The organism is Lysinibacillus sp. NPDC094177 (assembly GCF_050279145.1).
Taxonomy (GTDB): domain Bacteria; phylum Bacillota; class Bacilli; order Bacillales_A; family Planococcaceae; genus Lysinibacillus.
Window position 1 is genome coordinate 6,060 of record NZ_JBNNTW010000012.1, and the last position, 24,413, is coordinate 30,472.

General features: G+C 36.4%; 18 protein-coding genes and 1 pseudogene. 12 read left to right on the forward strand and 7 right to left on the reverse strand.

The features are described 5' to 3' along the window. From ACQKNC_RS17640 to ACQKNC_RS17650, 3 genes are all read left to right on the forward strand, one after another. A partial coding sequence (locus tag ACQKNC_RS17640; protein WP_427426054.1) for a hypothetical protein occupies positions 1 to 212 on the forward strand: 212 nt, incomplete at its 5' end. A 493-nt stretch (positions 213 to 705) separates the two neighbouring features. Further along, complete coding sequence (locus ACQKNC_RS17645) at positions 706 to 3,759, forward strand: S-layer homology domain-containing protein (protein ID WP_427426055.1); 3,054 nt, start codon at positions 706 to 708, stop codon at positions 3,757 to 3,759. Positions 3,760 to 4,030: 271 nt separating this feature from the next. Then, on the forward strand, positions 4,031 to 5,530 hold the full coding sequence (locus tag ACQKNC_RS17650; RefSeq protein ID WP_427426056.1) for an S-layer homology domain-containing protein: 1,500 nt from the start codon (positions 4,031 to 4,033) through the stop codon (positions 5,528 to 5,530). On the opposite strand, the gene ACQKNC_RS17655 is transcribed toward ACQKNC_RS17650, so the two are convergent. Then, the gene (locus tag ACQKNC_RS17655; RefSeq protein WP_427426057.1) at positions 5,527 to 5,685 is read right to left on the reverse strand and encodes a hypothetical protein; all 159 of its coding nucleotides are present in this window, start codon (positions 5,683 to 5,685) and stop codon (positions 5,527 to 5,529) included. The two genes, ACQKNC_RS17650 and ACQKNC_RS17655, sit on opposite strands and share 4 nt — an antisense overlap. Before the next feature lie 402 nt (positions 5,686 to 6,087). Here ACQKNC_RS17655 and ACQKNC_RS17660 point away from each other — a divergent pair. Beyond that, positions 6,088 to 6,351: pseudogene (locus ACQKNC_RS17660) on the forward strand (site-specific integrase); the annotation flags it as partial. Continuing rightward, positions 6,323 to 6,763: a hypothetical protein gene (locus tag ACQKNC_RS17665; protein WP_427426058.1), complete on the forward strand. Its 441-nt coding sequence runs from the start codon at positions 6,323 to 6,325 to the stop codon at positions 6,761 to 6,763. The pseudogene ACQKNC_RS17660 and the gene ACQKNC_RS17665, both read left to right, overlap by 29 nt. A 215-nt stretch (positions 6,764 to 6,978) precedes the next feature. On the opposite strand, the gene ACQKNC_RS17670 is transcribed toward ACQKNC_RS17665, so the two are convergent. Further along, entirely contained in the window at positions 6,979 to 7,443 is a 465-nt protein-coding gene (locus ACQKNC_RS17670) for a VOC family protein (RefSeq protein WP_427426059.1), read from the reverse strand. A 152-nt stretch (positions 7,444 to 7,595) separates the two neighbouring features. On the opposite strand from ACQKNC_RS17670, the gene ACQKNC_RS17675 reads away from it, so the two are divergent. Beyond that, complete coding sequence (locus tag ACQKNC_RS17675; protein WP_427426060.1) at positions 7,596 to 8,048, forward strand: Lrp/AsnC family transcriptional regulator; 453 nt, start codon at positions 7,596 to 7,598, stop codon at positions 8,046 to 8,048. Positions 8,049 to 8,362: 314 nt separating this feature from the next. On the opposite strand, the gene ACQKNC_RS17680 is transcribed toward ACQKNC_RS17675, so the two are convergent. From ACQKNC_RS17680 to ACQKNC_RS17690, 3 genes are all read right to left on the reverse strand, one after another. After that, positions 8,363 to 9,619, reverse strand: a complete 1,257-nt coding sequence (locus ACQKNC_RS17680) for an ATP-binding protein (protein ID WP_427426061.1) — start codon at positions 9,617 to 9,619, stop codon at positions 8,363 to 8,365. 292 nt (positions 9,620 to 9,911) lie between these two features. Beyond that, positions 9,912 to 10,121: a hypothetical protein gene (locus tag ACQKNC_RS17685; protein ID WP_427426062.1), complete on the reverse strand. Its 210-nt coding sequence runs from the start codon at positions 10,119 to 10,121 to the stop codon at positions 9,912 to 9,914. A 208-nt stretch (positions 10,122 to 10,329) separates the two neighbouring features. Continuing rightward, the gene (locus ACQKNC_RS17690; RefSeq protein ID WP_427426063.1) at positions 10,330 to 10,944 is read right to left on the reverse strand and encodes a flavin reductase family protein; all 615 of its coding nucleotides are present in this window, start codon (positions 10,942 to 10,944) and stop codon (positions 10,330 to 10,332) included. Between the two features lie 233 nt (positions 10,945 to 11,177). On the opposite strand from ACQKNC_RS17690, the gene ACQKNC_RS17695 reads away from it, so the two are divergent. Next, on the forward strand, positions 11,178 to 11,591 hold the full coding sequence (locus ACQKNC_RS17695; protein ID WP_427426064.1) for a MerR family transcriptional regulator: 414 nt from the start codon (positions 11,178 to 11,180) through the stop codon (positions 11,589 to 11,591). 715 nt (positions 11,592 to 12,306) lie between these two features. On the opposite strand, the gene ACQKNC_RS17700 is transcribed toward ACQKNC_RS17695, so the two are convergent. Both ACQKNC_RS17700 and ACQKNC_RS17705 read right to left on the reverse strand, forming a co-directional pair. Further along, positions 12,307 to 13,566: an HlyD family secretion protein gene (locus ACQKNC_RS17700; protein ID WP_427426065.1), complete on the reverse strand. Its 1,260-nt coding sequence runs from the start codon at positions 13,564 to 13,566 to the stop codon at positions 12,307 to 12,309. Next, on the reverse strand, positions 13,566 to 14,243 hold the full coding sequence (locus tag ACQKNC_RS17705) for a hypothetical protein (RefSeq protein ID WP_427426066.1): 678 nt from the start codon (positions 14,241 to 14,243) through the stop codon (positions 13,566 to 13,568). The genes ACQKNC_RS17700 and ACQKNC_RS17705 overlap by 1 nt, the downstream gene beginning before the upstream one ends. Positions 14,244 to 14,816: 573 nt before the next feature. Between ACQKNC_RS17705 and ACQKNC_RS17710 the strand changes: the two genes are divergently transcribed. The 5 genes from ACQKNC_RS17710 (at position 14,817) to ACQKNC_RS17730 (ending at position 24,306) form a co-directional block, all read left to right on the forward strand. Beyond that, on the forward strand, positions 14,817 to 18,305 hold the full coding sequence (locus ACQKNC_RS17710) for a hypothetical protein (RefSeq protein ID WP_427426067.1): 3,489 nt from the start codon (positions 14,817 to 14,819) through the stop codon (positions 18,303 to 18,305). A 56-nt stretch (positions 18,306 to 18,361) separates the two neighbouring features. After that, positions 18,362 to 19,021, forward strand: coding sequence for an S-layer homology domain-containing protein (locus ACQKNC_RS17715; RefSeq protein ID WP_427426068.1), 660 nt, complete (start codon positions 18,362 to 18,364; stop codon positions 19,019 to 19,021). 353 nt (positions 19,022 to 19,374) lie between these two features. After that, positions 19,375 to 20,457, forward strand: coding sequence for an S-layer homology domain-containing protein (locus ACQKNC_RS17720; RefSeq protein ID WP_427426069.1), 1,083 nt, complete (start codon positions 19,375 to 19,377; stop codon positions 20,455 to 20,457). Positions 20,458 to 21,223: 766 nt separating this feature from the next. After that, positions 21,224 to 22,153: an NlpC/P60 family protein gene (locus ACQKNC_RS17725; protein ID WP_427426070.1), complete on the forward strand. Its 930-nt coding sequence runs from the start codon at positions 21,224 to 21,226 to the stop codon at positions 22,151 to 22,153. Between the two features lie 239 nt (positions 22,154 to 22,392). Continuing rightward, entirely contained in the window at positions 22,393 to 24,306 is a 1,914-nt protein-coding gene (locus tag ACQKNC_RS17730) for an N-acetylmuramoyl-L-alanine amidase (RefSeq protein ID WP_427426071.1), read from the forward strand. Positions 24,307 to 24,413 lie beyond the last annotated feature (107 nt).

Below are 24,413 nucleotides of genomic sequence, written 5' to 3' on the forward strand. Positions count from 1 at the left end.
TAAGTATCGCTGATAACATCGCGAAAACCGCTGATAAAGTGCAAAGAATCGCTGATAACATCGCGAAAACCGCTGATAAAGTGCAAAGAATCGCTGATAACATCGCGAAAACCGCTGATAAAGTGCAAAGAATCGCTGATAAATCGCGAAAATCGCTGATAAAAAGCCAAAAATCGCTGTTAATATCGAAAAAACTAATTGATGATATATAAAAAATTACCAACAAAAGCATAGCAATCGTCGCTGATTAAAAATTGTAAGTCAGCTCCAGAACGGTAATTTTAATGACAATTGCCTAAGAAATCGCCAAAATAACTGATAATCTGCAAAACTTCTAGAAAATTCTAATATAATCAAGGAAATACAAGAATAAATTACCTACCTTATTGTAACGTAAATTCACGAATTGTTCACTAATGGTTTTTTATCAATTTTTGGTTAAAAGTCGAATTTTGTCGAAAAGATGGATGGTAAAAATGACATGGGTAGTATGGTATATTTTCCTTATGGCAGTAAGGTTTGTATGTTAATTTTAAGGATGGAAGACATAATTAAAAATATATAAAATATGGTTAAAAACCCTTTAGGAATAAGGAGTTACCACATTTTTCATTCCAGATATTGCACTTTGAAATTTATTAACTAGTAATCTTATAATGAATTAGTAGTCATAGGATGGCTAATTTATCTAGGAGGTTCTTTCATATGAAACAAAAATATAGTAAATGGGTTGTCGGCGCAGCGTCAGCAGCTCTAGTAGCATCAGCAATCGTACCAGCAGCAAGCGCAGCAAGCTTTTCTGATATTGAAAAAAGTGACCATAAGGAGGCTATTTTAGCATTAGCAGACGCTAAAATCGTATCTGGTTACCCAGATGGTACATTCAAACCGAACGCTGTTGTTACTCGCGGTAATGTAACAAAATTCTTAGGGAAATGGTTAGTATCAGAAAACTACGAAGTTCCTGCAGACTATGATACAGTAGCTCGTTTCACTGATTTACCAACAACAACATCTGACAAAGAGTTATTAAAATATGCAGCACTTGTTAAAGATGCTGGCGTATTCAAAGGCTCAAATAACCAATTAATGTACACTAATAACATGAACCGTGAGCAAATGGCGGTTGTTTTAGTACGTGCTATCAAAACTGTTTACAACGTAGATTTAGTAGCAGATTATAAAGAATCTGACTTCAAAACTACAATCACTGATTTAGACAAAGCTACAGCTACAGAAAATCGTGAAGCAATCATCGCGTTAGAATATGCTGGTCTTACAAACGTAAAACAGTTCAATCCTAAAAACACATTAACACGCGGTCAATTTGCATCATTCTTAAACCGTACAATTACAAACATCGGTGAAGAAGCACCTTTAACTGTTAAAGAAGCTAAAGTTGTAGATGCAACTACATTAGAAGTAACACTTTCTGATGACACAAAACATACTGTAAAATTAGAAACTGCTCTTCCAGAAAACAAAGAAACTAAAGTAGACTTCGAAATTGAAGGTAAATCTTATTCAGCTGTAGTTACATATAAAGTAACTGAAGCTAAATTAGAATCAGTAAAAGCTATTAACGCTAAAACAATCGAAGTTAAATTCAATAAAGCTGTAGAAGATACTTCTAAAGCTGCAGTTGAATTATTACGCGGTACTTTCAAACAAAACGTAACTCTTGTTTGGGCGGCAGACAAAAAATCAGTTCAATTAGTAGGTGCTACAAACTTCCAAGCAGCTGACTACACTGTAAACGTATCTGGTTTAACTGAAAAAGTATTAACTAGCGATGTTAAAATTGAAGCTCAAAAAGTAACTTCAATTGAAATCTTAGACGAAGTAGCTGTAGTTGACAAAGCCGTTAAAACTGACGGTACTTTCGATGCTGGTACTACTGCAACTGTTGGTTATGTAGTTAAAGACCAATATGGTACAGATATTACAAAATCAACTTCTTTAAAAACAAATGATAATGCTAACACAACTGTAGTTGCTGATTCAGCTAAAGGTTTAGTTAGATTATCAGGTGCTGTTGTTGAAAACAAAAAAATCGGCGATTTAGTACCAGTAGTATTATTTGATTCTGCTACAGGTACATCAGTTTCAAAAACTGTAAAATTATCTGCTGAATCTACAGTTTCTTCTATTGAAGTAGCTGGTGTTTATAACGCTAAAGGTGAAGAAGTAGCTTTAAATGATGCTTCTAAAGCTTCTGATGCATATATCGTATTAAATCTTAAAGATCAATACGGCAAAGAAATTACTGACCCTGCTAAAGCAACTGGTTTAGTAATTACAAACACAAACACTACAAACTTAACAATCGCTAACACTGTTTCAAAAGTTAAAATTGGCGATAAAGATAAATTAGTAGTTGCATTATCATCTATCTTAAAAGCTGGTGATACTGATGTATTATTAATTTCAACAACTAACGGTCAATCAGCTAAATATACTGTTAAAGTTGCAGAAACTGCTACAACTAACGCTATCTCTGTTTCTCAACCAGAAATCGCTGTTGCTGGGGAATCTACATTAATCCCATTAACAGTTACTGATAAAGAAGGCAATGTAATCACTAACAAAAAAGTGTTAGCTGATGCTAACAAAGGTATTAAAGTTAATGGTACTACAGTTGCTGAATCAGCTCTTGAAGTAAAAGATGGTCAAGTATACTACAAAACAACATTTGGAGCGGCTGGAACACAAGCATTAGTATTCCAAACTTCAACTTATAAAGTTGCTACTATTACTGTAGATGTTAAAGCAACAGCAAAACCAACTGTTGTTCGTGGACTTAAAAAACCTTTAGTAATTTCAACTTTTAAATCTCCAGTTACAATCACAGCAAAAGATCACTTAATCATCGAAGACCAATACGGTCGTGAAATGAAAAACTCTGATGCAGCTGTAACAGTAACATTAGTTGGAACTTCAGATGTAGTATCAGTAAATGCAGCAAATGAAGTAACTGCTCATAAAAACGGTACTGCAACATTAAATGTGGCACTTAAAACTCCAAATGGCACAATTGATTCTGCTGTAGAAGTAAAAGTACAAGTAACTGATGGTACAGAATACAACGGTTATGAAATTGCTGAAATTGGTAAAACAAAAGTAGGAACAGATAAAGATATTACAGTTAACGGCTTACTAAACGGTGGTAAAGTAGCACTTGTTGACAGCGAATATACTGCGACAGTAACTGGCGGTAAATTAACTGCACCACAAGTGGTATCAGCAGGTAAAGTAAATATTGCTGACACAGCTTTAAACACTGATACAACAGCAGCAGCTAACAAAATTGACACAGAATTCACATTAAAAGTAACAATTAATGCAACTGGTCAAGTTTTAGAACAAAAATTCGTTGTTTCAGCTGACGCTGAAAAAACGCAAGATTTCTTCTTTACAGCATCAGAAGCAAAAGGTGATTACAACCTAGCTAAAGCTATTACAGAAGCTACATTAGTATCTGGTCAAACTGTAGCAAGCTTAAAATCTACAGGTGATGCACCAGCAGTAGTAAACGTTGCAACTGTTGACCAATACGGTAACAAAGCAATCACAGCACTTGCTGCAGATACAGTTACAATCGTACCTGAAAAAACAACAGATTTAACAATTACTGGTAATGGTACAGCGAATGCAACAGCAACATTAAAAACTGGTGTTACAGAAGCTAAAGCAACTTTAACAGTTAAAATCGGTAACGCAACAAAAGAATTAAAAGTAACAATTGTAGCTGCTCCTTAATTAAAAGGATTATGCTATAAACTAGTGAACTAGTAACTTAGCCTTGTGATTAGATGAAACTTTTTGTTTCATTATGGTCACAAGGCTTTTTGTTATAGCCCTAACATTTAATACAGATGTTGGGGCTATTTCTATTTGTAGTAAAACATGGAGAAAAGGTCAACAACACATTCTAAAATATATAACAATAGTAGATTATGAAATATTTAGATTTCCTTAAACGTATAATAATAGTATGATAGACAAAATATGTTAAGGGGTTGAGTTGGTGATGAATAAGCATACTTTATTTCAGGGAGCATTAGTTGCTGCTCTAGCGACGAGTGCTATTGTAGTAGTACCAACTGCGCATGCAACAGATAAATTTTCTGATGTTGATTACACGAAGGAATACGGTGCTGCGGTAAAGAATTTAGCTGAACGTGAAATTATTAAAGGTTATGCAGATGGTACGTTTAAACCATTCGTTAATGTGACGCGTGGACAGGCGTCTAAGATTTTAGCAGGTCTTCTAGGGCTGGATACTAAAAATGTAATGGACCCACGATTTACTGATGTAAAGCCGAGCGATGAATATTATGGGGCAATCGCAGCCTTAGAAAATGAAGGAATTATTTCAGGATTTGCTGATGGTAGTTTCGGTGTCAATCAAGCTATTACACGTGAACAATTAGCGCGAATGCTAACAACTGCATATCAGTTAGAAATTGCTGAAGTCGATCAAGCATTACCATTTACGGATATTGTAAAGTATTCGGATGCTTATTATGCAGTTGCTCCATTGTTTGAAAATAATATAACAAAGGGGATTACACCAACTACTTTTGGTTTAAAAGAGACTGTCAACCGTTCGCAGTTTGCATTATTTATTCATCGTATCGAAGCTATGCAGGCTAAACGAGTGATCCAAACATTTACTGCGAGTGAGCTTAATTCAAATAGTATTGATGCTTACTCTACAGACAATCTAGCGCCAGATAGAGAGCATGAATTCTTCCGCATTTTTCGAACAAATAATGATGTGAAGGTTGAGGCGTTAAGAGAGGGATCGGGCTATTTTATGCTTATTGGTTACAATATCGATAATGAGGAAAATTATGAAATAGTCGAAATGCAAAAATATAAAATTGATGTAACAAAAGTAGATGGTAAATTACAAATTAGCTGTCAGCCAACAGATGAAGTGACACCAGGCTCAACGCTGTTTTTAGAGCAAGATTTAGGCTTTGATCCGAAAAATATTCAGCTAACTACAGCTGATGGTCATGCTGTTAGCGATAAAGTTTTCAGCTATAAGCCATTTAAATTTGATGGCTGGGAGGAAGAAACGATTCCTAAGGGTGGTAACTATTTGTTGTTGTTATCACAAACAGGTGACTATATTGCGACTCTATCTGATAATAAAGGGCATTCGATACGTATAGGTATCCGTGCAGAATCTGATGGCTATGAATTGTATACAACATCAGCGGTTGAAAAAAATAGTGCGTTCATTCCAAAAAGTGAAATAGGCTTTAATGTGAAGGATTTCAAAATAGAGCAATATACCGGAGCAATGCATGATCATAAAATAGTTGATGTCGAGCTTTCAGCAGATGGTGTAACTATAAAAAGAGTCGGAAAAGGTAATTCTATTTTTTCTGTCCGTCTGAATGGAGAGAATGGTGAAAAACTATATGTACACGGCACGGTCTATGAGGTAAGTGGTATAACAGCAATGAACTATGAACTAGCGTCACAAGAACAAATGGAGAATTCATCATTTAATTAAGAAAATAGATGGTGATCACTGGTAGAAATCGAAGAATCGCTGATAAAACCCGGTAAATCGCTGATAAATTTTGAAGAATCGCTGATAAAACCGGATAAATCGCTGATAAACATCGAAGAATCGCTGATAAAACAAAATAAATCGCTGATAAACATCAAAGAACCTCCCCGATACTCTGTAAAATTAAAGATAAGTGAATGTGTTATTAATCAGTAATATCAGGATGTTATCTTTAATGTCACACATTATATTAAATACTTAGAGGCTGGGACAAAAAGAAAAATGTTAGACCAAGATTTAATCGGTCTAACATTTTTTTGATTTTAGATAGGGAAATTCACCTTGATGAAGCGGAAAAGTTACCATCTCTTTTCGCTATTTTTCAAAATAAACGAGTTCTGTCCCAGCCTCTTTTTTTGTTTATTAAACTAAAAATAGCGATAAAGAAGGTTGGAAAGTTATTGAATCTGATTTATTAAAACTTGATAAAGTGATATCAGTTAATGAGGTTGAACAGAAAAGAGGTATAAAACCATAGAATGCAACAGAATTAGTGAACCAATTCCGTATGCCCTGTTAAAATGTCCTGTTTAGGCTGCCAAGCAAAAATCCCACAACTCGAAAAGAAACACGAGTTGGAAGAGGTTATAGAATTATCGAAAGATATGGAGAAGAGATTTAGTGCAATGAATTTACCAATCGAAGTCAATAAAGCAAAAGCAATACGTAAACACACCCGTACGGAGCTAAAAGAAATTGAGTTGATTGAACAGTATAGAAAAGAGGAAGACTATGAACCCGACATTCAATTCAAAAAATGAACGGCCTTGGTTAGCAGAAAATCATAAAAGACGTAGTGACCGGGCGATACGAATAGGCAAAGAAACAATTGATCGGTTAATAAAAATAGGTATTCCTGTCACTTTTGCCAATGTTGCTAAATGGTCTAAAGAAGTAGATGCTGAAGGTAAAGGGATTCATCCGAATACAATACGGGCAAATGACCAGTTGTACAAGTATTACAAACAACATAGTAAAACCTTTAAACAGAAAGAAAATAGCAAAGTAAATAAACCGCAGAACAACTTAGATTCGGACATTGATTTCAGGAAACTGAAACCCGGCCGTAACCTTGATATTCTTCATAGAAAGTATATGAAACTATCCAAGCAAGAACTTGTCGAAAGACTTATTCAAACTGAACAATATATTGCTGATAATGAAACAAAATAGGTTTCGGCCCATTTTGTTTCATTTAAGTAGTATAAAGAGACAGCGATTGCTGCCTCTTATTAAATTAAAGCCCCCGTTAGCCATCCATGTAGCGCAAAAACCAGCGCTACACCACAGAGAATGAAAGATGATTAAGTTCTTTCATGGGAGTTTAAGAAGAACACAGTGGCAGTCTAGGATAGGAAAAAGTCTTAGATTGCCACTAGCTTATTGAACTACTCCACTGAACTATGGGACTCTATATCAAAATCCACATCCTGAATAAATTCGATAACCTCTCCATTAGGACTATGGACTAGAGCGTTTCTGATAATAAGAGGAGGCTCTCCAAGAGTTAGATTGTCTGCTTCCACACAAGGTTTTGCTCCATGGGCAAGTGCCGTTTGAAACGCTTTGTCGACATCTTCCACATAAAACGCTAGGTGAAGCATAGCTCCGTAAGCAACTTCCTCTTCCGACCGCGCTTTCTTCCCTTGTGCTGGAATGACAGCATCGTCATCAAAAACCTCGAGACATGTTCGGGCGTCGGGAGAGATCAGCATCGAAGCTTCCTTGATTTGAAACGAAGGAAGGCTCCAATGATGTCCACGCTTAAATCCCAATGCTTCAATGTAAAACCGGATTGTTGCCGGATAATCTTTTGCCTGAATTGCAATATGAGCAAGACCTTTGATATTCAAAATTATTTCCCCTTTCTGATGAATTTAGTATAGAATAGTGTTGTAAGGAAATATATACAATAAAAAAGGAGATTACCGCATTACACTTTCCAAAAATAACGAAAATCAATTAATCTCATTCATTTTTGAAAATACATTAGGGGGAATTATATATGGAACATTGGATGGATGAAACTGATTACCGCATCTTGGGTCTTCTTCAGCAGAATGCACGTATCTCCATCTCACAAATAAGTAAAGATGTGTCCATGTCCCAGCCCTCGGTAAGGGAACGAATAAAAAGGCTTGAGGAGAAAGACATCATCTCGGGTTATACGGCAACCTTTCGCCATCAGGCGCTAGGCCGAGGGACCACGGCATTCTTTCTTATTAAAACAGAGCAATGTCAAGCACTGGTGGATTTTTGCGAACGAAATCCTGTTGTAACCGATATGTTTCGAATTAGTGGTGAATACAATTACATGATTAAGATTCAGACTGCCTCCATAGAGGATATTGGTCAATTTCAAGATTCTATTATAAAGTTCGGACCATCCAAGTCCCTTATCAGCTTGAAAAACCTGATTGAGAATCGGATTCTACTACAAGCACCATTCTCAAAATAACAAAAGAATCCTACTTATGCTAAACTGCAACGTTAGTTGAATAAGAAAAAGATGGGGTCTCTGAGGAATCCCATCTTGAAGTAAAGCCCCGGTTAGTTTAAGTGTAATACTTCACAATCTTATTCAATTAAGGTGGTTTTAATCATTTAAATCATATAAATAAATTGGGTTTATACACTCCAAAATGGATACTATTGCGTTATTGTATCCGGATATTTTCTCAATTTCTTTTTCGTCTTTAAATTCTTCGTTTTCGAACAGTACTTTAGCAGCAAGCTCTAAATCGTCGAAATTTTTTTGCCCTACGATTTCTATTAGGAAGAAGGAATAATAATAGAAAACCGTGTTCCCTTTCCCTTTTCACTTTTTATTTCTATATCTCCGTTTAATCCTTTTACAATACTGTATGCAATCATCGTACCTAACCCGGTTCCCTTCTCTTTTATAGAATAAAACGGCATAGCGATTCGATTTATCTCTTCAGAAGACATTCCAATTCCTGTGTCAATAATATCAATCACAATACGATTCTTTACCTTTTTCACATTAATTCGGAGCATTCCTCCATTAGTCATGGCTTCAATCCCGTTCGTTGCAATGTTAATTAAACACATTTTTAGATTATCGGTGTTGGCATATATATAATAGGAACATTCATTATCGCTTTCAACTTTAACATTACATTGGATGGCGATCGGTAAAATAACCTCTATTACTTGCTCAACAATTGGTCTAATATCTAATAATTCTCTTGCAACATTTTGTGGTTTTATAAGGGACAAATAATCGTTAATAACGAGTTGCGCTTTTTCTAACTCCATTAGCATGACTTGCAAATAGTCATCCTTTTGTGTTTCAGAGATTTCGTTTTTACTAAACATCTGCATAAATCCATATACCGTAGTCAACGGGTTTCTTATTTCATGGGCTATAGACGCTGCTAATTCACAAGTCACCATAAATTTTTCTGCACGGTGAATTTTTTCTTTCATTTTAAACCTTTCTATCATTCCTTCAATTAAATAAAGAGACAATAAAACAGTCAGAATATTGATCACTATATAATGGAATAAAAAGTGAATAAAATCAGGTTGAACTTTATCGTTTATCCGTATTTGGTTCATTAAAGCGAATATAGAAAAGGAAATAGTGCAAAGAGACATAAGCAATAAGCTGAACAATATTTTTCTTTTTTTATAATAACCAGCAAGAAAATATTGGGATACCATAGTAATGGAAGTGGCCATAAAATATACAATAACTGCAGGGTAGACTCCGTCTCCGCCTAAGTAAAAACGGTAAGAAACAAATATAACAGTAATAAAAATAAAACTCCTAAAACCACCATAGAGAACAGCTAAAAGGATTGGGATAAGCCGTAAATCATATATGTATCCATAATTAAACTTAAAAGGGAATGTCATGCAAAGAACAACCGCAATGGATGAAAGAAAGGAAATTAATATAGTATTACGCGCTTCTTTTCCATCTTTATCTAACCAAAATATTTGATAGAAAAAAATACAAATGATAATAATGAATGCATTTAATAATAATGTCGTTATCCCCATGATCAGCGCCCCTAAATTGAGTAATAAATGTTAGAAAAATGATAAAACACGGAAGGTTAAGATAATTATAAACATTTTTTCAAAAAAAGAAAGATGTTGAAAAAAGTGTCAAAAAAATTTGACTAACCTGCTCAGTTAGCCATCCATGTAGCGCAAAAACCAGCGCTACACCACAGAGAATGAAAGATGATTAAGTTCTTTCATGGGAGTTGAATAAGAAAAAGATGGGGTCTCTGAGGAATCCCATCTTGAAGTAAAGCCCCGGTTAGTTCAATAAGACAATGCCGTAGACTTATTTTTGAAGGTTTTTTCTCATTAGAGATGCTATCTCGATATTATCTTGATTAGAAGTTTTTTCTAACTGCTCAATAATTAACTTTTGTCGTACCATAGGGTGGCTTTGACTTAATTTAGCTTTTGCTTCAACTTTTGTGATTTTGATTTTGAACGCTACAATACCTTTACTCATTCCCTCAATAAAACGGGGTTCTACTTCATTCAAACTGTATGGACTTTCAGGACTTTCATATTTGTTAACTGATTCATTTGGTTGTTTACGTCAGTGGTCAAAGACGGAGCTAGGCTGCCGATCCATGTCGGCAGCTTAGTCTTAATTGTTACCAGAACAACGCAAAGATACTATTGCTGATTTCTCGCCTGTTCAGCTTTGCGGTAATAAATGATTGGTTTCCTTTTTTCTTAAGACCCCGTCAGCGTCGCTGGGGGCTATTTAATGTAAATAATTCCGACATTTTCGCATAATAGGGCCCTGAGAGACGACCTACGGGCTTAAGGTTGGCCAAATCTATTTTCCCATCCATGTAGAGTGCATCTTCGATGTGTATTTTAACGACACGACCAATAACAAGGTTTGATGATCCGGCTCCTTCCCAAAATGTCAGCATGTTCTCCAACACACATTCCATTTGTATGGGACTTTCTTTAACTCGATACGGCATCACTTTCGAGCTGGGAATAGGTGTTAAGCCGGTCTCTTGAAACTCATCTATGTCAGGGGCAAATTCTATGGATGTTTCGTTCACTTTCGTTACAATGTCCTCTGTAACGATATTGACAACAAATTGTCCCGTCTCTTCAATGTTGAGTGTGGTATCTTTCTTCGTACCATCTTCGGGTCGAATCAGGGGGGCAAAAGCTACCATAAATGGCCAAGGACATACGCCGCAAAAATTACTGAAAGGCGCAAGATTGGGAATACCTCCCTTCGAGATAGTAGAGACCAAAGCAATCGGCCTAGGCAAAATAGAGCCTGTATATAATTTGTAACTGTCTTTCCACGTAAGGTCTTCAGGAATAATTTCCACGTTGATTTCATCCTTTCTTGATTAGCTCTTATATAATATTGATTGATCAATGACCTAATATTCAGATATCATGGCAATTCCTCCTAGACTGTTATGACTGCAGTATACAAATTAGGGCCGGCTCGAAGTCAAGGAGGGATTTTATAAGAAATGGGATTCTAAATACTTGACTTCGAGTCGGCTCTAAGGTGTACGATAATCTCAAACCAAGATTACAAAGGAGGATGCATCCCTTGCTCACCATTAGCCAAGTGTCAGAAAGGACGGGTTTAACCCCTTATACATTGCGTTATTACGAAAAAATTGGAGTTCTGAAGAGCCCGAGTCGAAGAGAAGGAGGGGCTCGGACCTACACCGAAAGCGAGGTTTCATATATTCAGTGTTTAAATCATTTAAAAAAGTTAGGTCTATCACTTGAGGAGATCACAGAGTTTACTCGCGACGGTTGTGTGATGGAAAAAGTACAGTTGGGGGAAGACCCTGCCAAGTTTACTCCCACATTAAATAAGAGAACCGAAATACTTTCGAAATATCTGTTGGATTTGGAAGCCAAGCAGCAGGAATTAGATCAGATGATTTCACTTACAAAAGAAAAGCTAGCCGTTTATCACGAGCTTTCCAAAGGAAGTTACGAAGCTCCAAAATAAATATGGCTTTAGCTTAATGAATTGCTCTGCCTTGAAAACTTGTCGCCACAGAAGTTACGATACTTTCTGATGGCTTGGCTCAGAAAGCGGGGCATCTAAGTGCGCTCTGTTTTCTGTGTAATGTTGTCAAACCAAAGCTTTCGTTCGTGTTTTTTAAAGTCTTTCGAGGAAAGATTAAATAATTCTACTTTATTCAATGTAATCCATATCGTTTGTGGTTCTCCCATAGAAGTGTTATAGCTTGTTGTATATTATTGTTTATGTTTTTTTGAGACTTTTGCAGAGACAACTTTCTATTTTTTAAAAGTTTTTACAAGACTAAGGATTATTTCTTTGTCATAGAAACCCTACTTTATGTATACTTCTTTCTTCAATTACTTTAATGTTATTTGCTGATTCTAGTTTTTCCTACTTCGACTATCCTTCCTCGTTAGCTTAAGAAGAAAAAGATAAAAAGTAACCCTTACATCACTTATGTAAGGGTATTTGAATTACCACAATAATATAATGTTCAAAGGACGAATTAGTCGTTGTAGTAAATAGGGCCATTTGTGGTACAAAAAGAGGATAGATAGAGCTAATTTCTTAAGCTCTTCTATCCTTTTAATTTCTATACATATATTGTATGACATTATATAAGGATTCACTATTTAAAATAGTTTCAGCTTATATCTTGGCTTTTAATAAAATTTTCATTCGGGGAGGTTCTTGTATACTAAAAGACAATATATTTTACATAGTCTTTCCAACCGATTTCTTTGAAATGTTGCCACTCAATTTTTTTAAGAGGTATTGAACGGAAGGAGCGGGCTAAAATATTGCGTTGTTCATTTACAATAATTGGTGTTCCAGCATCCATATAGCCTGTAAAGATAGTAGAATCAGCCGTTTTAAAGGCAACCTCGATATCCTCAAGGCGTATTTTACCATGTTCATCAAGCGTATAAACGCTATGTTTATTATTCTTTCCAGATTTCACCCATGCGGATTTCACCTTAAACGCGTTGGATGCCTCATTTACGGTAATTGAAGCCTTACCAACAGTTGAAAATGGAATGTTTTCTAGAATGCCATCATCCTGGTGCAATATTACTTCATAGCTTGAAGGCTGTGGTAGCTTCTTAGACTTGGCTAATTCGTTTGCCCAAGGTGATTCATTATTCATTGGTATCATTTGTTTTTGAACGACAGTACCTGTTAGATCACCATCATAATGCTGCAATTTAAAACTAACGGTTTGTCCATCTTTTACTTTTTGCCATTCATCTTCAGATAAGTAGGCAAGCATAGATTTTTCAGATGAATAAATTTCAAATGTCACCGCACCAGCTTCTTCAGTGATTTTTGAGATTACACCATCTACTGGGCAGATAACGCCTTGGCGTGCTTTAACTTGAGCTATTTGTGCATCCATTAATGCTACTTGACGAGTAGTCTCCGCAATATGACGGTTTAATATTGCCACTGCAGTTGATGGAGAAGTTTGTTGGCCTAATTCAAATTTAACAGAGACATTTAGCTTGTCACTAATCTGGTCGGTATTAATAGAGCTTTTCGGGTCTTTGGCTCCACCGTATTCAGATTCTATCTCGGCTAAAGCAGATTCTAAATCACTTAATTCAGTTTCGTAAGCAGTGCGTTCAGCCTCAAGCTTTGTTAATTCACCGTCAACTTCCTCTGTTTTATAGGTTGCTAGTAAATCATTAGCATGTACTTCCTGTCCACGTGTTACATCTATTGCAGAAAGGGTTTTCGCATCTGCTGAAATAGTATAGGTTTGTGTAGGTGCAACAATCGCATCCTTGTCAACCGTCTCTACACGGTCACCAGTAGTGGCTCTTTGAAATTCGTCGATAAAGTAGGATCTTGCTACCTTACTATCATCCTTAAATACAAAATAAGCATTTACACCAATTAATAAAGTTATCACAATAATACTTAAACTTGTCCAAGGTCTGGATTTAATAAAGCGCATCATCCTAACCCCCTTGTAATCCATTCTTGTAGAGGTAACGCACTAACCATTCCGATAAAAATAGCCATTACCACATATAGTCCAATAATTTTTGCTAATAATGCCTTACGATCTGACCATTCTTCCCATTTTGAAAGGAATGTGTATTGCACAATAATTGTTAATACAGTTGCTACAGTTAATTGATTGATAGCAAATAGCACAAAATCCGTATCAATTACTTGCTGAGCCATAGGTGCAAGTGAAAAGAAGGAGAAGTTTGTCGTGTAACCAACTGCATAAAACACCGCAAATAAAATTGTCTTTTCAATAAGTAAAAATACCATTACATAAAGTTGCACCTTCTGAATCCATTTGTAAGGAATGTCTGTTAATAGATGTAACAAGTATGTAACGCCGTAATAATGGAAGCAATAATAGATGATTCCCCAGGCAATTACCCCAACCATTGATAGTAAACGGGCTGTATAGTATTCATTTGGATGATTTGATGCAAATAATGTTGTTAAGCTTTCAGTACCCATGCCCCAAAACTCACGAACAATAAATAGAAGCATAAAGAGCATGAAAACTGTGAAGGATCGTTTCTTATAGCCTGTTATCTCTCCTTGTTCAACAGCTTGGGTAAAGTTAGTGGGATGCATCAAGCTGTGCCAAAACTTATATTGATAAAACATATATAGCTCCCTTTCTCGTAATTTAAATATTAAAGTTGTAGTATACACCTAATTACTGGTAAATGACATAGTGGAAATGCTAAGTTTTTCATAGATTTCCCTCGATAAAGAGAAAATTTAATCGTTGTTTTAGACAATGATAGAATTTTTTTATTCACCAATCTAAGTAAGTTTTCGACAAAATATTTCCCGAAAAATATTAAGCGTAAGTACGTGTAGAGTAGTGCTTGCTATTAAATAGTACATTAAACACTTCCGTTGGTTCTTTTAACGCTTCGCTTTCGCATTTCAGCTGTATCTGTTTTTTCTATTAGCATTTTTACTCGCGATTAGTCATCTTTTGCCAAAATTTCTGCCAGATCAATGCATATAATTTAATTATATAGTATCCTAACAATAACTTCCTATAAAAAGACTATTCAATCTAAAAAAATTATCTTTCTTCTTAGTGAAGAGGAAAAGCTACTTTACTAGATTAGCTTGAAATAGGATAAAATGCACCGATACAAAAGGTAGCAAATTAGAAATCAATGATACATATCTATTTACCTATAAAAAGAAAGGGTGGGCATTTTGAAGAAACCAATACAAGTTGGTGTAATAACAAGTCTATTATTAACTCCGGCAGCGATTGCCAATGCTCAAGAAGGACAACCTCAAACAATCTCTCAGACGAATCAAGTAGCTAATGTGAATGTAGTAGCAACAGATGCTAGGTCACAAACCATTACACAATTTGGAAAACTATCTGTTACGTCAACTAATGATGAAATGGTGATAGCAAAGGGAGATGTAGCTGTTTTAAATGATAAAGGCTTCAATCCAGCTGAAATCACTATTATTAAAGCCAAATACGACTATGTTGTAGCCCAAAGAGATTTATTGGCCAAATTAAAGACTATTGGGGACAAAATTGGTAAGTTGTCTTATACAAGTAAAACATTTGTGGATGAAGTTACAGCAGTTTATGATGAGTACGATACTTTTTTAGTTTCAAACACTAAAGAAGATCCTTATTTAAAAGTTCAAAAGACTTTCGAGAATGCTGTAAATGCAGCACTTGCGTCACAGGATGCAAATGGCATTGCTTCTACAATTCGAGGTACATCTCTACAATATGGCTATGAAGGGCCATATCTTATTGATTATTTCAAAAAGAACGGTGCAGATATTGAGAAGCTTTTGAAAATGAACGAAGATGCAAGGGCTGTAGAAAACGCACTTTTGGAATTAGATTCTTTTATGGGTGTTCTAAACAATGAGTCATCTACATCCACTGAAATTGCAGAAGCAGCTGCTAAAGTAACAACTGAATTGAACAGTCTCACAGCTGATCAAAAGAAAATCATTATAGCTTATAATCCAAACAATGCAGCGGTGACACCATACAAAAAATATACAGATGTGTTAGCTAACCTATCTTCAGCTGATCAAGTAATTGCGAGTATTACACAGCTGGCGAAAAAGACTCCAGAAGACTTTGCATCTGCTACAAGCTTTATTAGTGCAGTAACAGCAATTGAAACTGCCTACAATAAACTGGATGAAGGTTCAAAACGTCTAGTTACAAATTCTATAGATTTTGAACCATACAAGACTGCTGCTAATGTTTCCAAGCAAATTACAGCATTAAAACCGTCAAATAATGCAGATTATCGAACAGCGGTGAAGTCAGCAAGGGAAAAATACGCATCATTATTATTAGACAAACAAGGATTTGTAAAAAATATTGCTGACTTAGAATTAGCTGAAGCAAATATAGCAGCAGCGGAAGTAATTGAGAACCTCATTTCGGGAATTGACAAAGCTACGGATAAAATTACAGAAATAGAGAAGGCGCGCGCTGCTTACAATACGCCTGTAGCACCTGAAGGGAAGAAAATAGATCCAGCTACTGTCAAAAAAATCGTCAACAATTTGTCAGTGCTAACAAGCTGGGAAACTTCACATAAAGCTGTTTTAAATGTAATTGCGCTTGTGGAAAAGCTAGACCCAGCTGCAAAGGATTATACTAAAAAAGCGAAGACGGCTAATACGGCATACTTAAAGCTAGATCCTGCGAAACGTGAGTCCGTGAAAAACTATAAAACGTTGCAGAATCAAGTAGAGGCGATGGATATTGTGTCACGCATCATGGCCTTAAATTCATCACAAAAAACATATACGGAAACAGTCACGAAGTTATTTGAAGATTATGGGAAACTTTCACCAGAGGGAAAACAACTTGTAACGAATTATCCTGATCTTGAAACCGCGGATCGCTATATTAAAACAGCAAAATCTTTCGATGATCGTGTTATCGCTTTAGCTAATGAGCCAGATGCTACATTTGTAGCGCAAGTAGCAGCGATGTCTGCTGAATATAAAGTGATGGATAAAAATGCGAAAAAATTAGTAACACAATACAAGACATTAACAACTTATGAGAAAAATAATGCTAATGTTGTGAAGGTTATTAATGCTATTGCAGCTTTAAATCCAGCAAATAAGGATTATTCAAAAAAGGTTTTGGCAGCACGTAAAGCATACAATGCCTTAGACCCTGCCTCACAAAAACGTGTAACAAACTACGGTCAGCTAACAGCAGTTGAGGATGTTGCTACATTAATAGGCTTGATTGAAACATTGAAACCTACAAGTAAAACATTTTTAAATGATTTAGATAGTGCGCGTAAAAATTATGATGCATTACCATTAGAAAAGCAAAAAGCTGTCATAAACTATGAAAAGCTTGTCACAGCTGAGACTGAGCTGAAATCTGCGCATATAGTTATTGAGTTGATAGATGCGGCAACGCCTGAAGACCCGGATTATTTAACGAAGCTTATGAATGCTCGCGTTGCTTACGATAAACTTACATCAGGACAGAAAAAGCTTGTGTCTAATGTGAAGGTGTTAACAGACCGTGAAAAACAAGTAAAAGCAATTTTAAATACTATGGTGCAAATTGATGGTTTAGAGCCGGGCACTAGCAAATTTGTCAGTCAAGTAAACTCAGCTCGAAAAGCTTACGATAATCTGACAAAGGATCAAAAGCAATATGTTAAAAATATCGATATTTTACAGAGCTATGAGCCAACTGCCAAAGTGATTGAATTAATTAGCAAGTTAAAGCCGTCAAGTAAAACGTTCAATGCGGATACTGTTCAGGCTCGAGCATTATACGAGGCTCTAAGTAAGGACATGCAGCAATATGTTACAAACTACAATTTATTACAAGCTGCTGAAACAAGCATCTTAGGTGCAGGAAATGTACAGCGCATGATTGATGAGCTTCCGACTGTCCCAGCAAATGAATATATTAAACGTATTGAAGAGATACGGGCAGCATATAATGCGTTACCAAAAGATCAACAATATGCGGTTGAAAACTATAAAACTTTGCAAGAGCAAGAAAAAATTATTAAGCCTGTCATGAGCGTTGTCAATGAGATCGATAAACTGATGACATCGAAAAATATGGACAGCCAATATCAAAAGATTTTAAAAGCATATGACAATCTTACTGCCACTCAGCGTAAATATGTTTATAACGAGCAGCTACTTCTATCGTTAGATAACGTTATTAAAGTTTATAAGAGTATTGCAGCTTTAAAGCCAAGCGACAAATTGTATTTTGGTATGATAGAATCTGTGCGAAAAGATTACGATAGCTTGAGTACAACAGATAAGCAAAGGGTATCTAATTACAATATTTTGCTTGAAGCTGAGAATAGTATGAGTGATGTAAAGAAGGTTGTTGAGATTATAGCTGGTCTTAATCCGGCTTCTAGCACATATATTCAAGATGTAGCGAATGCTTCTGCTGCATATAAAGCGTTAGACTCTAAAGTAAAAGGACAAGTCCTTAACTACGATACTTTAAAGAATGCAGAAAAAGATATAGCTGCTGTGTTAAAAGTAGTTAATGCGATCGGCGAGTTGGACCCAGACGCTAAAACGTTTGAAAAGAAAGTACTGGCTGCACAAAAACTATACGCTGCACTTACTCTTGAACAGCAGGACTTAGTGTATAATTATCGTATTTTACAGGATCATTTAAAAACATTAGGTTTAGATTAAGGAGGGAGGGCAAGTCCCTCTTTTCTTTGTTTATAATAAGGAAAGGGAACGTTAATTTGTCAACTAAGAAGGTACATAAAGCATGGGCTTTTGCAACCGCGGCAGTAGTAGTTCCCTGTGTTGCAGTTATGCCTACAGCAGCAGCCGCAATGCCATTTACAGATATAAAAAATAGCGGAAGCGAAGTTGAACTATACAAGGCCGTTAGCGAATTATATAGCCAGGGGATTGTATTTGGGACAACATCGACTACGTTTAGTCCATATCAAAATTTAACGCGAGGGGAAGCGGCATACTTTTTAGCTGAAGCTCTAAAGTTGGAGACAAAAAATGTAGTAAATCCTGGCTTCGGTGATGTACCAGCCTCTCATAAATATTACGGACATATAGCTGCACTTGCTGACAAGGGCATTATCCTAAAAGGTACAAATTATAATCCTGATCATTTTATTAAGCGAAGTCAAATGGCAAAGATGTTGACACTTGGCTTTGATTTACAGCAAGCAACAACATTATCTGCATCATTTTCAGATTTTACAAAAGATAGTGAAACTAATAAGTATATTCAAACGTTATTAAATTATGGGATTACACAAGGGACTAGTGCGACAACATTTTCACCATATACAGATGTTCGACGCGGTCAAATGGTTTTATTCCTATACCGCACCTTGCAAAAAACTGAAGACAATTTTTATGTTATTAGCGTTGAATAAAAGCGAAGACTCACTCTTAGATTATCCGCAATCTTGGAGTGGTTTTTTTAAAATTATCGAGGTAAAATTAGGTAATAATGGAATACTTGTACCCACCACCCAAAGTCGGTAGTGAAGACCAGTCAACCTTGAAGCAGCTAATTAAATCTGTGATAACGCTTTTATTGCCCCAACGTGTGAGTTCACCATACGCCAACAGTGAAACTCTGGCTTTTGTCTAAAATTCATAGGGGGTTAACGATTGTACTTCATGTGAATACGAACTCTGTGGAAGTAAATGGTGGTCTTCATGGATGGTGGCAAAATTGTTCCTTTAGAGTACTCTACATAATTAAATGAAGGAGGAGATAGCAATGTTAAAAAAAGTATCTAGTGTTGTTGGCATGTCTCTTATTTTGCTGACTACATCATATGCTGTGCCTCTGACAAACACATCTGAAGAAGTATTGGCAGCCAATATTGCAAAGGATGTTTCACAATCACATTGGGCTAGAAGCTCAATAGCACATATGCTAGAAAAGCGCTATATGACAAATTATCAAGATGGCTTCTTTAGACCAGAACAACCGATTACTAGGGCAGAGGCTGCAGCTGCAATTGCTCGTTCTATGCAGCTAAAACTTGATACCGATTACTCTCCGAATTTTACAGACTTATCAGCCAATCATTCGTACTATAAAGAAATTTGTGCGTTAGTGGAGTTAGGAATTTTACAAAATGGTGATTTCTTCAACCCTGATGCACCTTTAAAGCGCGCGCAAATTGCCAAGATGATAACGCTCGCTTATCAAATTGAAGTCGATTCCCAAAATAACAGTAAGTTTAGCGATGTTAATGAGGGAAACTGGGCAAAAGACTATATTGAATCACTTGCAGATGTCGGTGTTATTAAAGGAATCAATGCACAACAATTTGCACCGAATCAATTAGTAACACGTGCGCAATTTGCTTCTTTGGTTGAAAGAAGTCTTGACTTTACAACGAAGGTAACAAATTTAGAGGTAGCCTATGACTATTTATCAAAGTCTTATATTCCTACAAAAAATTATTCACCAGCCATGTCTAATGATGTAATACGTCTAGTCAACGTCGAAAGACAAAAAAGAAAGCTAGAACCCCTAAATTCTGATGCAGCTTTAACGCAAGTTGCCGTTATTAAGGCACAGGATATGGTGAATCGACATTATTTTGAGCACGAATCACCTTACTACGGGATGCCATGGGATTTGGCGACATTATTCGATTATCCATATACGAGCTTAGGAGAGAATATAGGAAGAAACATTCCAACACCTGAAGCGGCCGTTAAAGCGTGGATGGCTTCACCAACACATCGTGAAAATATTTTGCGAGAAAATTACACAAATACCGGGGTAGCGATTGCAGTTGATAGCAAAGGATTTTACTATTGGGTGCAGTTATTTTCTAGTCAATAGCTTGTGCGGAGCGGGTAATACCCGCGAAGATGGGGCGAATATCCGCGCGTGGTAAAGGAATACCCGCGAAGCAGGGGCGAATACCCGCGCGCGACAAAGGAATACCCGCGAAGCAGGGGTAAATACCCGCGCGAAGCAAAGGAATACCCGCGGAGCAGGGGTAAATACCCGCGCGAAGCAAAGGAATACCCGCGAAGATGGCGAAAACCCGCGCAGCAAAGAAATACCCGCGAAAATGGCGAAAACTCGCGCGACAAAGGAATACCCGCGAAGCAGGGGCGAATACCCTCGCGCGACAAAGGAATACCCGCGAAGATGGCGAAAACTTGCGCGGCAAAGGAATACCCGCGAAGCAGGGGTAAATACCCGCGCGAAGCATAGAAATACCCGCGAAGATGGCGAAAACTCGCGCGGCAAAGGAATACCCGCGAAGACCATGAGAAAAACCAAGAAAAGTGCAAACACTTTATATCCTTTGATGGAAAATTGTATCGGAAACGCTCATAACCAACAATTAATAATTGAAATTGCACTAAATCTTGTAATCTATTGTGACAAAGCGTAGCGAATATTACAGGAATGTTACAAAAAACCCTAATATCCATTATTTAATACCCATATTTTAGCGCTGATATACCACGAAACGTTGGTATATCAGTGTTTTTTTGCGTTCTAAAAACCGTTACACAATTGAAAAGTTAAAATAGCATCTTTTGTGATAGTCTATTTATAGGCAAAAAAGTTCTGAAAGGGGAATACCGAATATATGAAAAAGAAATGGTTATTACCGATTTTTGCATCTTTCATGTTATTTACAACAACTCAAATAGATAATGCTGAAGCAGCTACAACAAATGATGTTACTGATACAGCTTCAAAATATTTAGGTGTTCCATATTTATATGGAGGTACAACTACTAAAGGGCTGGATTGCTCAGGATATACATCTAAAGTCTTTGCAGATTTAGGTATTCAACTAAACCGTACATCAGGCTCACAATATCAACAAGGTACTGCGGTTGCAAAGAATGATCTTCAAGTTGGAGATTTACTATTCTTCAATACTAGTGGTAGTGGTGTCTCACATGTAGCTATTTACATAGGTGACGGGAAAATGATTCACTCACAAACAGGTAAAGGTGTTAGTTATTCAAATGTAAATGATCCATATTATTGGGGTTCTCGTTACGTTGGTGCTAAACGCGTAGCAACATTTGATAGTGAACAAGCAGAAGCTGTTAAAGAAGAAGTAAAGGAAGCTGCTATTGATTTTACAGTTTACGCTTCTCGTGCTGAAGTGGCAGAGCAAATTGCTAAAGCGCTTAACTTGGATACATCCGATAAAAATACGAAATTTACAGACGTAAAACCCACATATGCACATGCTGGTGCGGTTGCTGCTGTATCGAAGTTAGGTATCTTTGATGGTGATGGTAGTGGCAAATTTAATCCATCTTCACCGATAACACGTGCTCAAATCGCGAAAGTATTAGTACATGCCTTCGGATTACAGCAACAGGGCGATGTTGTAACATTTGCTGATGCTCCTGCAAATCATTGGGCAAATGAATTTATTTCAATTCTAGCTTCAAATGGTATTACAGAAGGTAAAGGAAATGGTAACTTCGGTTACGATGAAATGCTAAAAATTTCTCAGCTTCAAACATTTATTGAACGTGCACAAAAATTACAATAATAATTAAATTCCGTGTTACTTTGACAAGGGCTACGTTTAAAGTAATACATTGCAAGGAAGTTCTTTTAAATATTGTATAAAATGAGGAGAGCTTGCACATGCAGGCTCTCTTCTTTTTATGAAAAATCAAAAAAAGGGGTGGTATCTAAATATAGTATAATAGTTACATTCGTATGATAGTTTTGTCTGTGAAATTTTGCTAAAATGAACACGAGAACAGGAAGGGAGGAAATAAGACAGTGAACCTCAAAAAAATCAGTCTTATATTATGCGTCTTATTCATTTCAGCTTCTATGTTTACAATACATAGTGCCCAAGCAAGTGGTGGGTTTGTAGATGTTCCTAAAGATCATGAAGCTTATGAAGAGATTAATTATTTAGTTAGTTTAGGTGTTATTAAAGGATATACGGAAAATGGCCAAACGTATTATAAACCTTATAATAACGTAACGCGTGGACAAGTTGCCAAAATGGTTGTTGTTGCATCAGGTAACAAGCCACTAGTTGTCAATAAATCAAGCTTCTCAGATGTAGCAGTCGGCACAGAGCTTTCAGGCTATGTAGAACGCGCTATACAGCTTGGCCTTTTTAAAACAAATATTCAAGGCCAATTCCTACCGAACAAGCCTTTAACTCGTGATGAAATGAGTTATGTATTAACGAAAGCGTTTAAACTTGATACAAGTGAATATGAAAATATCGATTCTCCTTTTGTGGACGTAGGCATTACTAATCCGTACGTTACATACGTGAATACGATTTACTATAATGGTATTACAAAGGGAAGCGGTCAAAATTATAACCCGAATAGTCAAATGACACGTGCGCAGTTTGCGTTATTTGTAGCGCGTGCGAAAAGTGAAAAGTATCGTTTAGAGCTACCAGTTAAAGGTGTAGCTGTACCTGATGCATCACAAGTCATTGGGTTAATTTCTGTAACAACAGACGGATTAAATATTCGTAAATCTAAAGATTCTTCATCTACTGCTAATGTTGTAGGTACAGTGAACAAAGGTGGAAAACTAGCAGTCTATGCAGTTGAAGGAGACTGGTTAAAGGTTACTTATAAAGGTGCATTTGCTTATATTTATAAAACGTATGCACAATTTTTAGATGCAGACAGTAACGCATTAGGGAATGTCCAAAAGCAAGTTACTGCAACACAAAATCTAAATCTTTACGCAAAACCAACCTCTTCCTCAAAAGTTATTACATCAATTAATAGCAAAACAAAATTACCAGTTTATAAGACGGTAAGTGGTTACCATCTAACTGTAGTAAACGGTATACCAGGTTATGTCGTGGCGAATAGTACAGAGGATGTTGAAGTAGAAAAACCTACTACTCCTGATCCTACCCCAGATCCAGACCCAACTCCACCAACAGTTTCTGGTGATTTATTAGGTCGAGTGACGGTTGACAATTTAAATATCCGCAAAGAAGCTAACTCTACTTCTGCGGTAGTAGGTAAGCTGAAAAAGGGCGAATATATTCAAGTAAACAGTATTAACGGTTATTGGGCACAAGTTACTTATCAAGGTCAAAAAGGGTATGTCCATAAATCATACTTAAAGCTACTAAATCAAAGTGGTAATCCGTTGAAAGACCGAATTATCATTCTTGATCCAGGTCATGGTGGTAAGGACCCTGGAACTGTTGTAGGTTCTAATTCCGAAAAAGCTATCACATTAAAGGTCGGCACAATTGTGAAGCAAAAGCTAGAGGCTGCAGGTGCGAAGGTATATATGACTCGTACAGGGGATACGTATCCTTCACTACAAGATCGCGTTGACTTTACCAATGCTAATTACGGTGAAATATTTGTCAGTATCCATGTTAACTCAGCAGCAAATACTTCTGCACAAGGTACTGAAACATATTATGCAATTTCAACAGGTGATATGTATCAAGAGGACATAGATCTTGCGACATTTGTAAATAATCAAATCGTTAATAACTTAAATATGAAAAATCGTGGTGTTAAAGAAGAACAATACTATGTAATTCGCAACACGATTATTCCAGCCATCTTAGTTGAGCTAGGCTTCCTAACAAATGGCGAAGACCGCGGTAAAATGACGGATGACAAATATGCTGAGTTATTTGCTGATTCTATCTACAAAGGGATTTCACAATACTACGCAAAGAAATAAAAAAATGGGCTACATTGTTCAAATTGAACGATGTAGCCTTTTTGTTTGATAAGAATTCGTTTTTATCATAGAGCGATATTTTTATTATTTAAGAGATTGATTAGAGT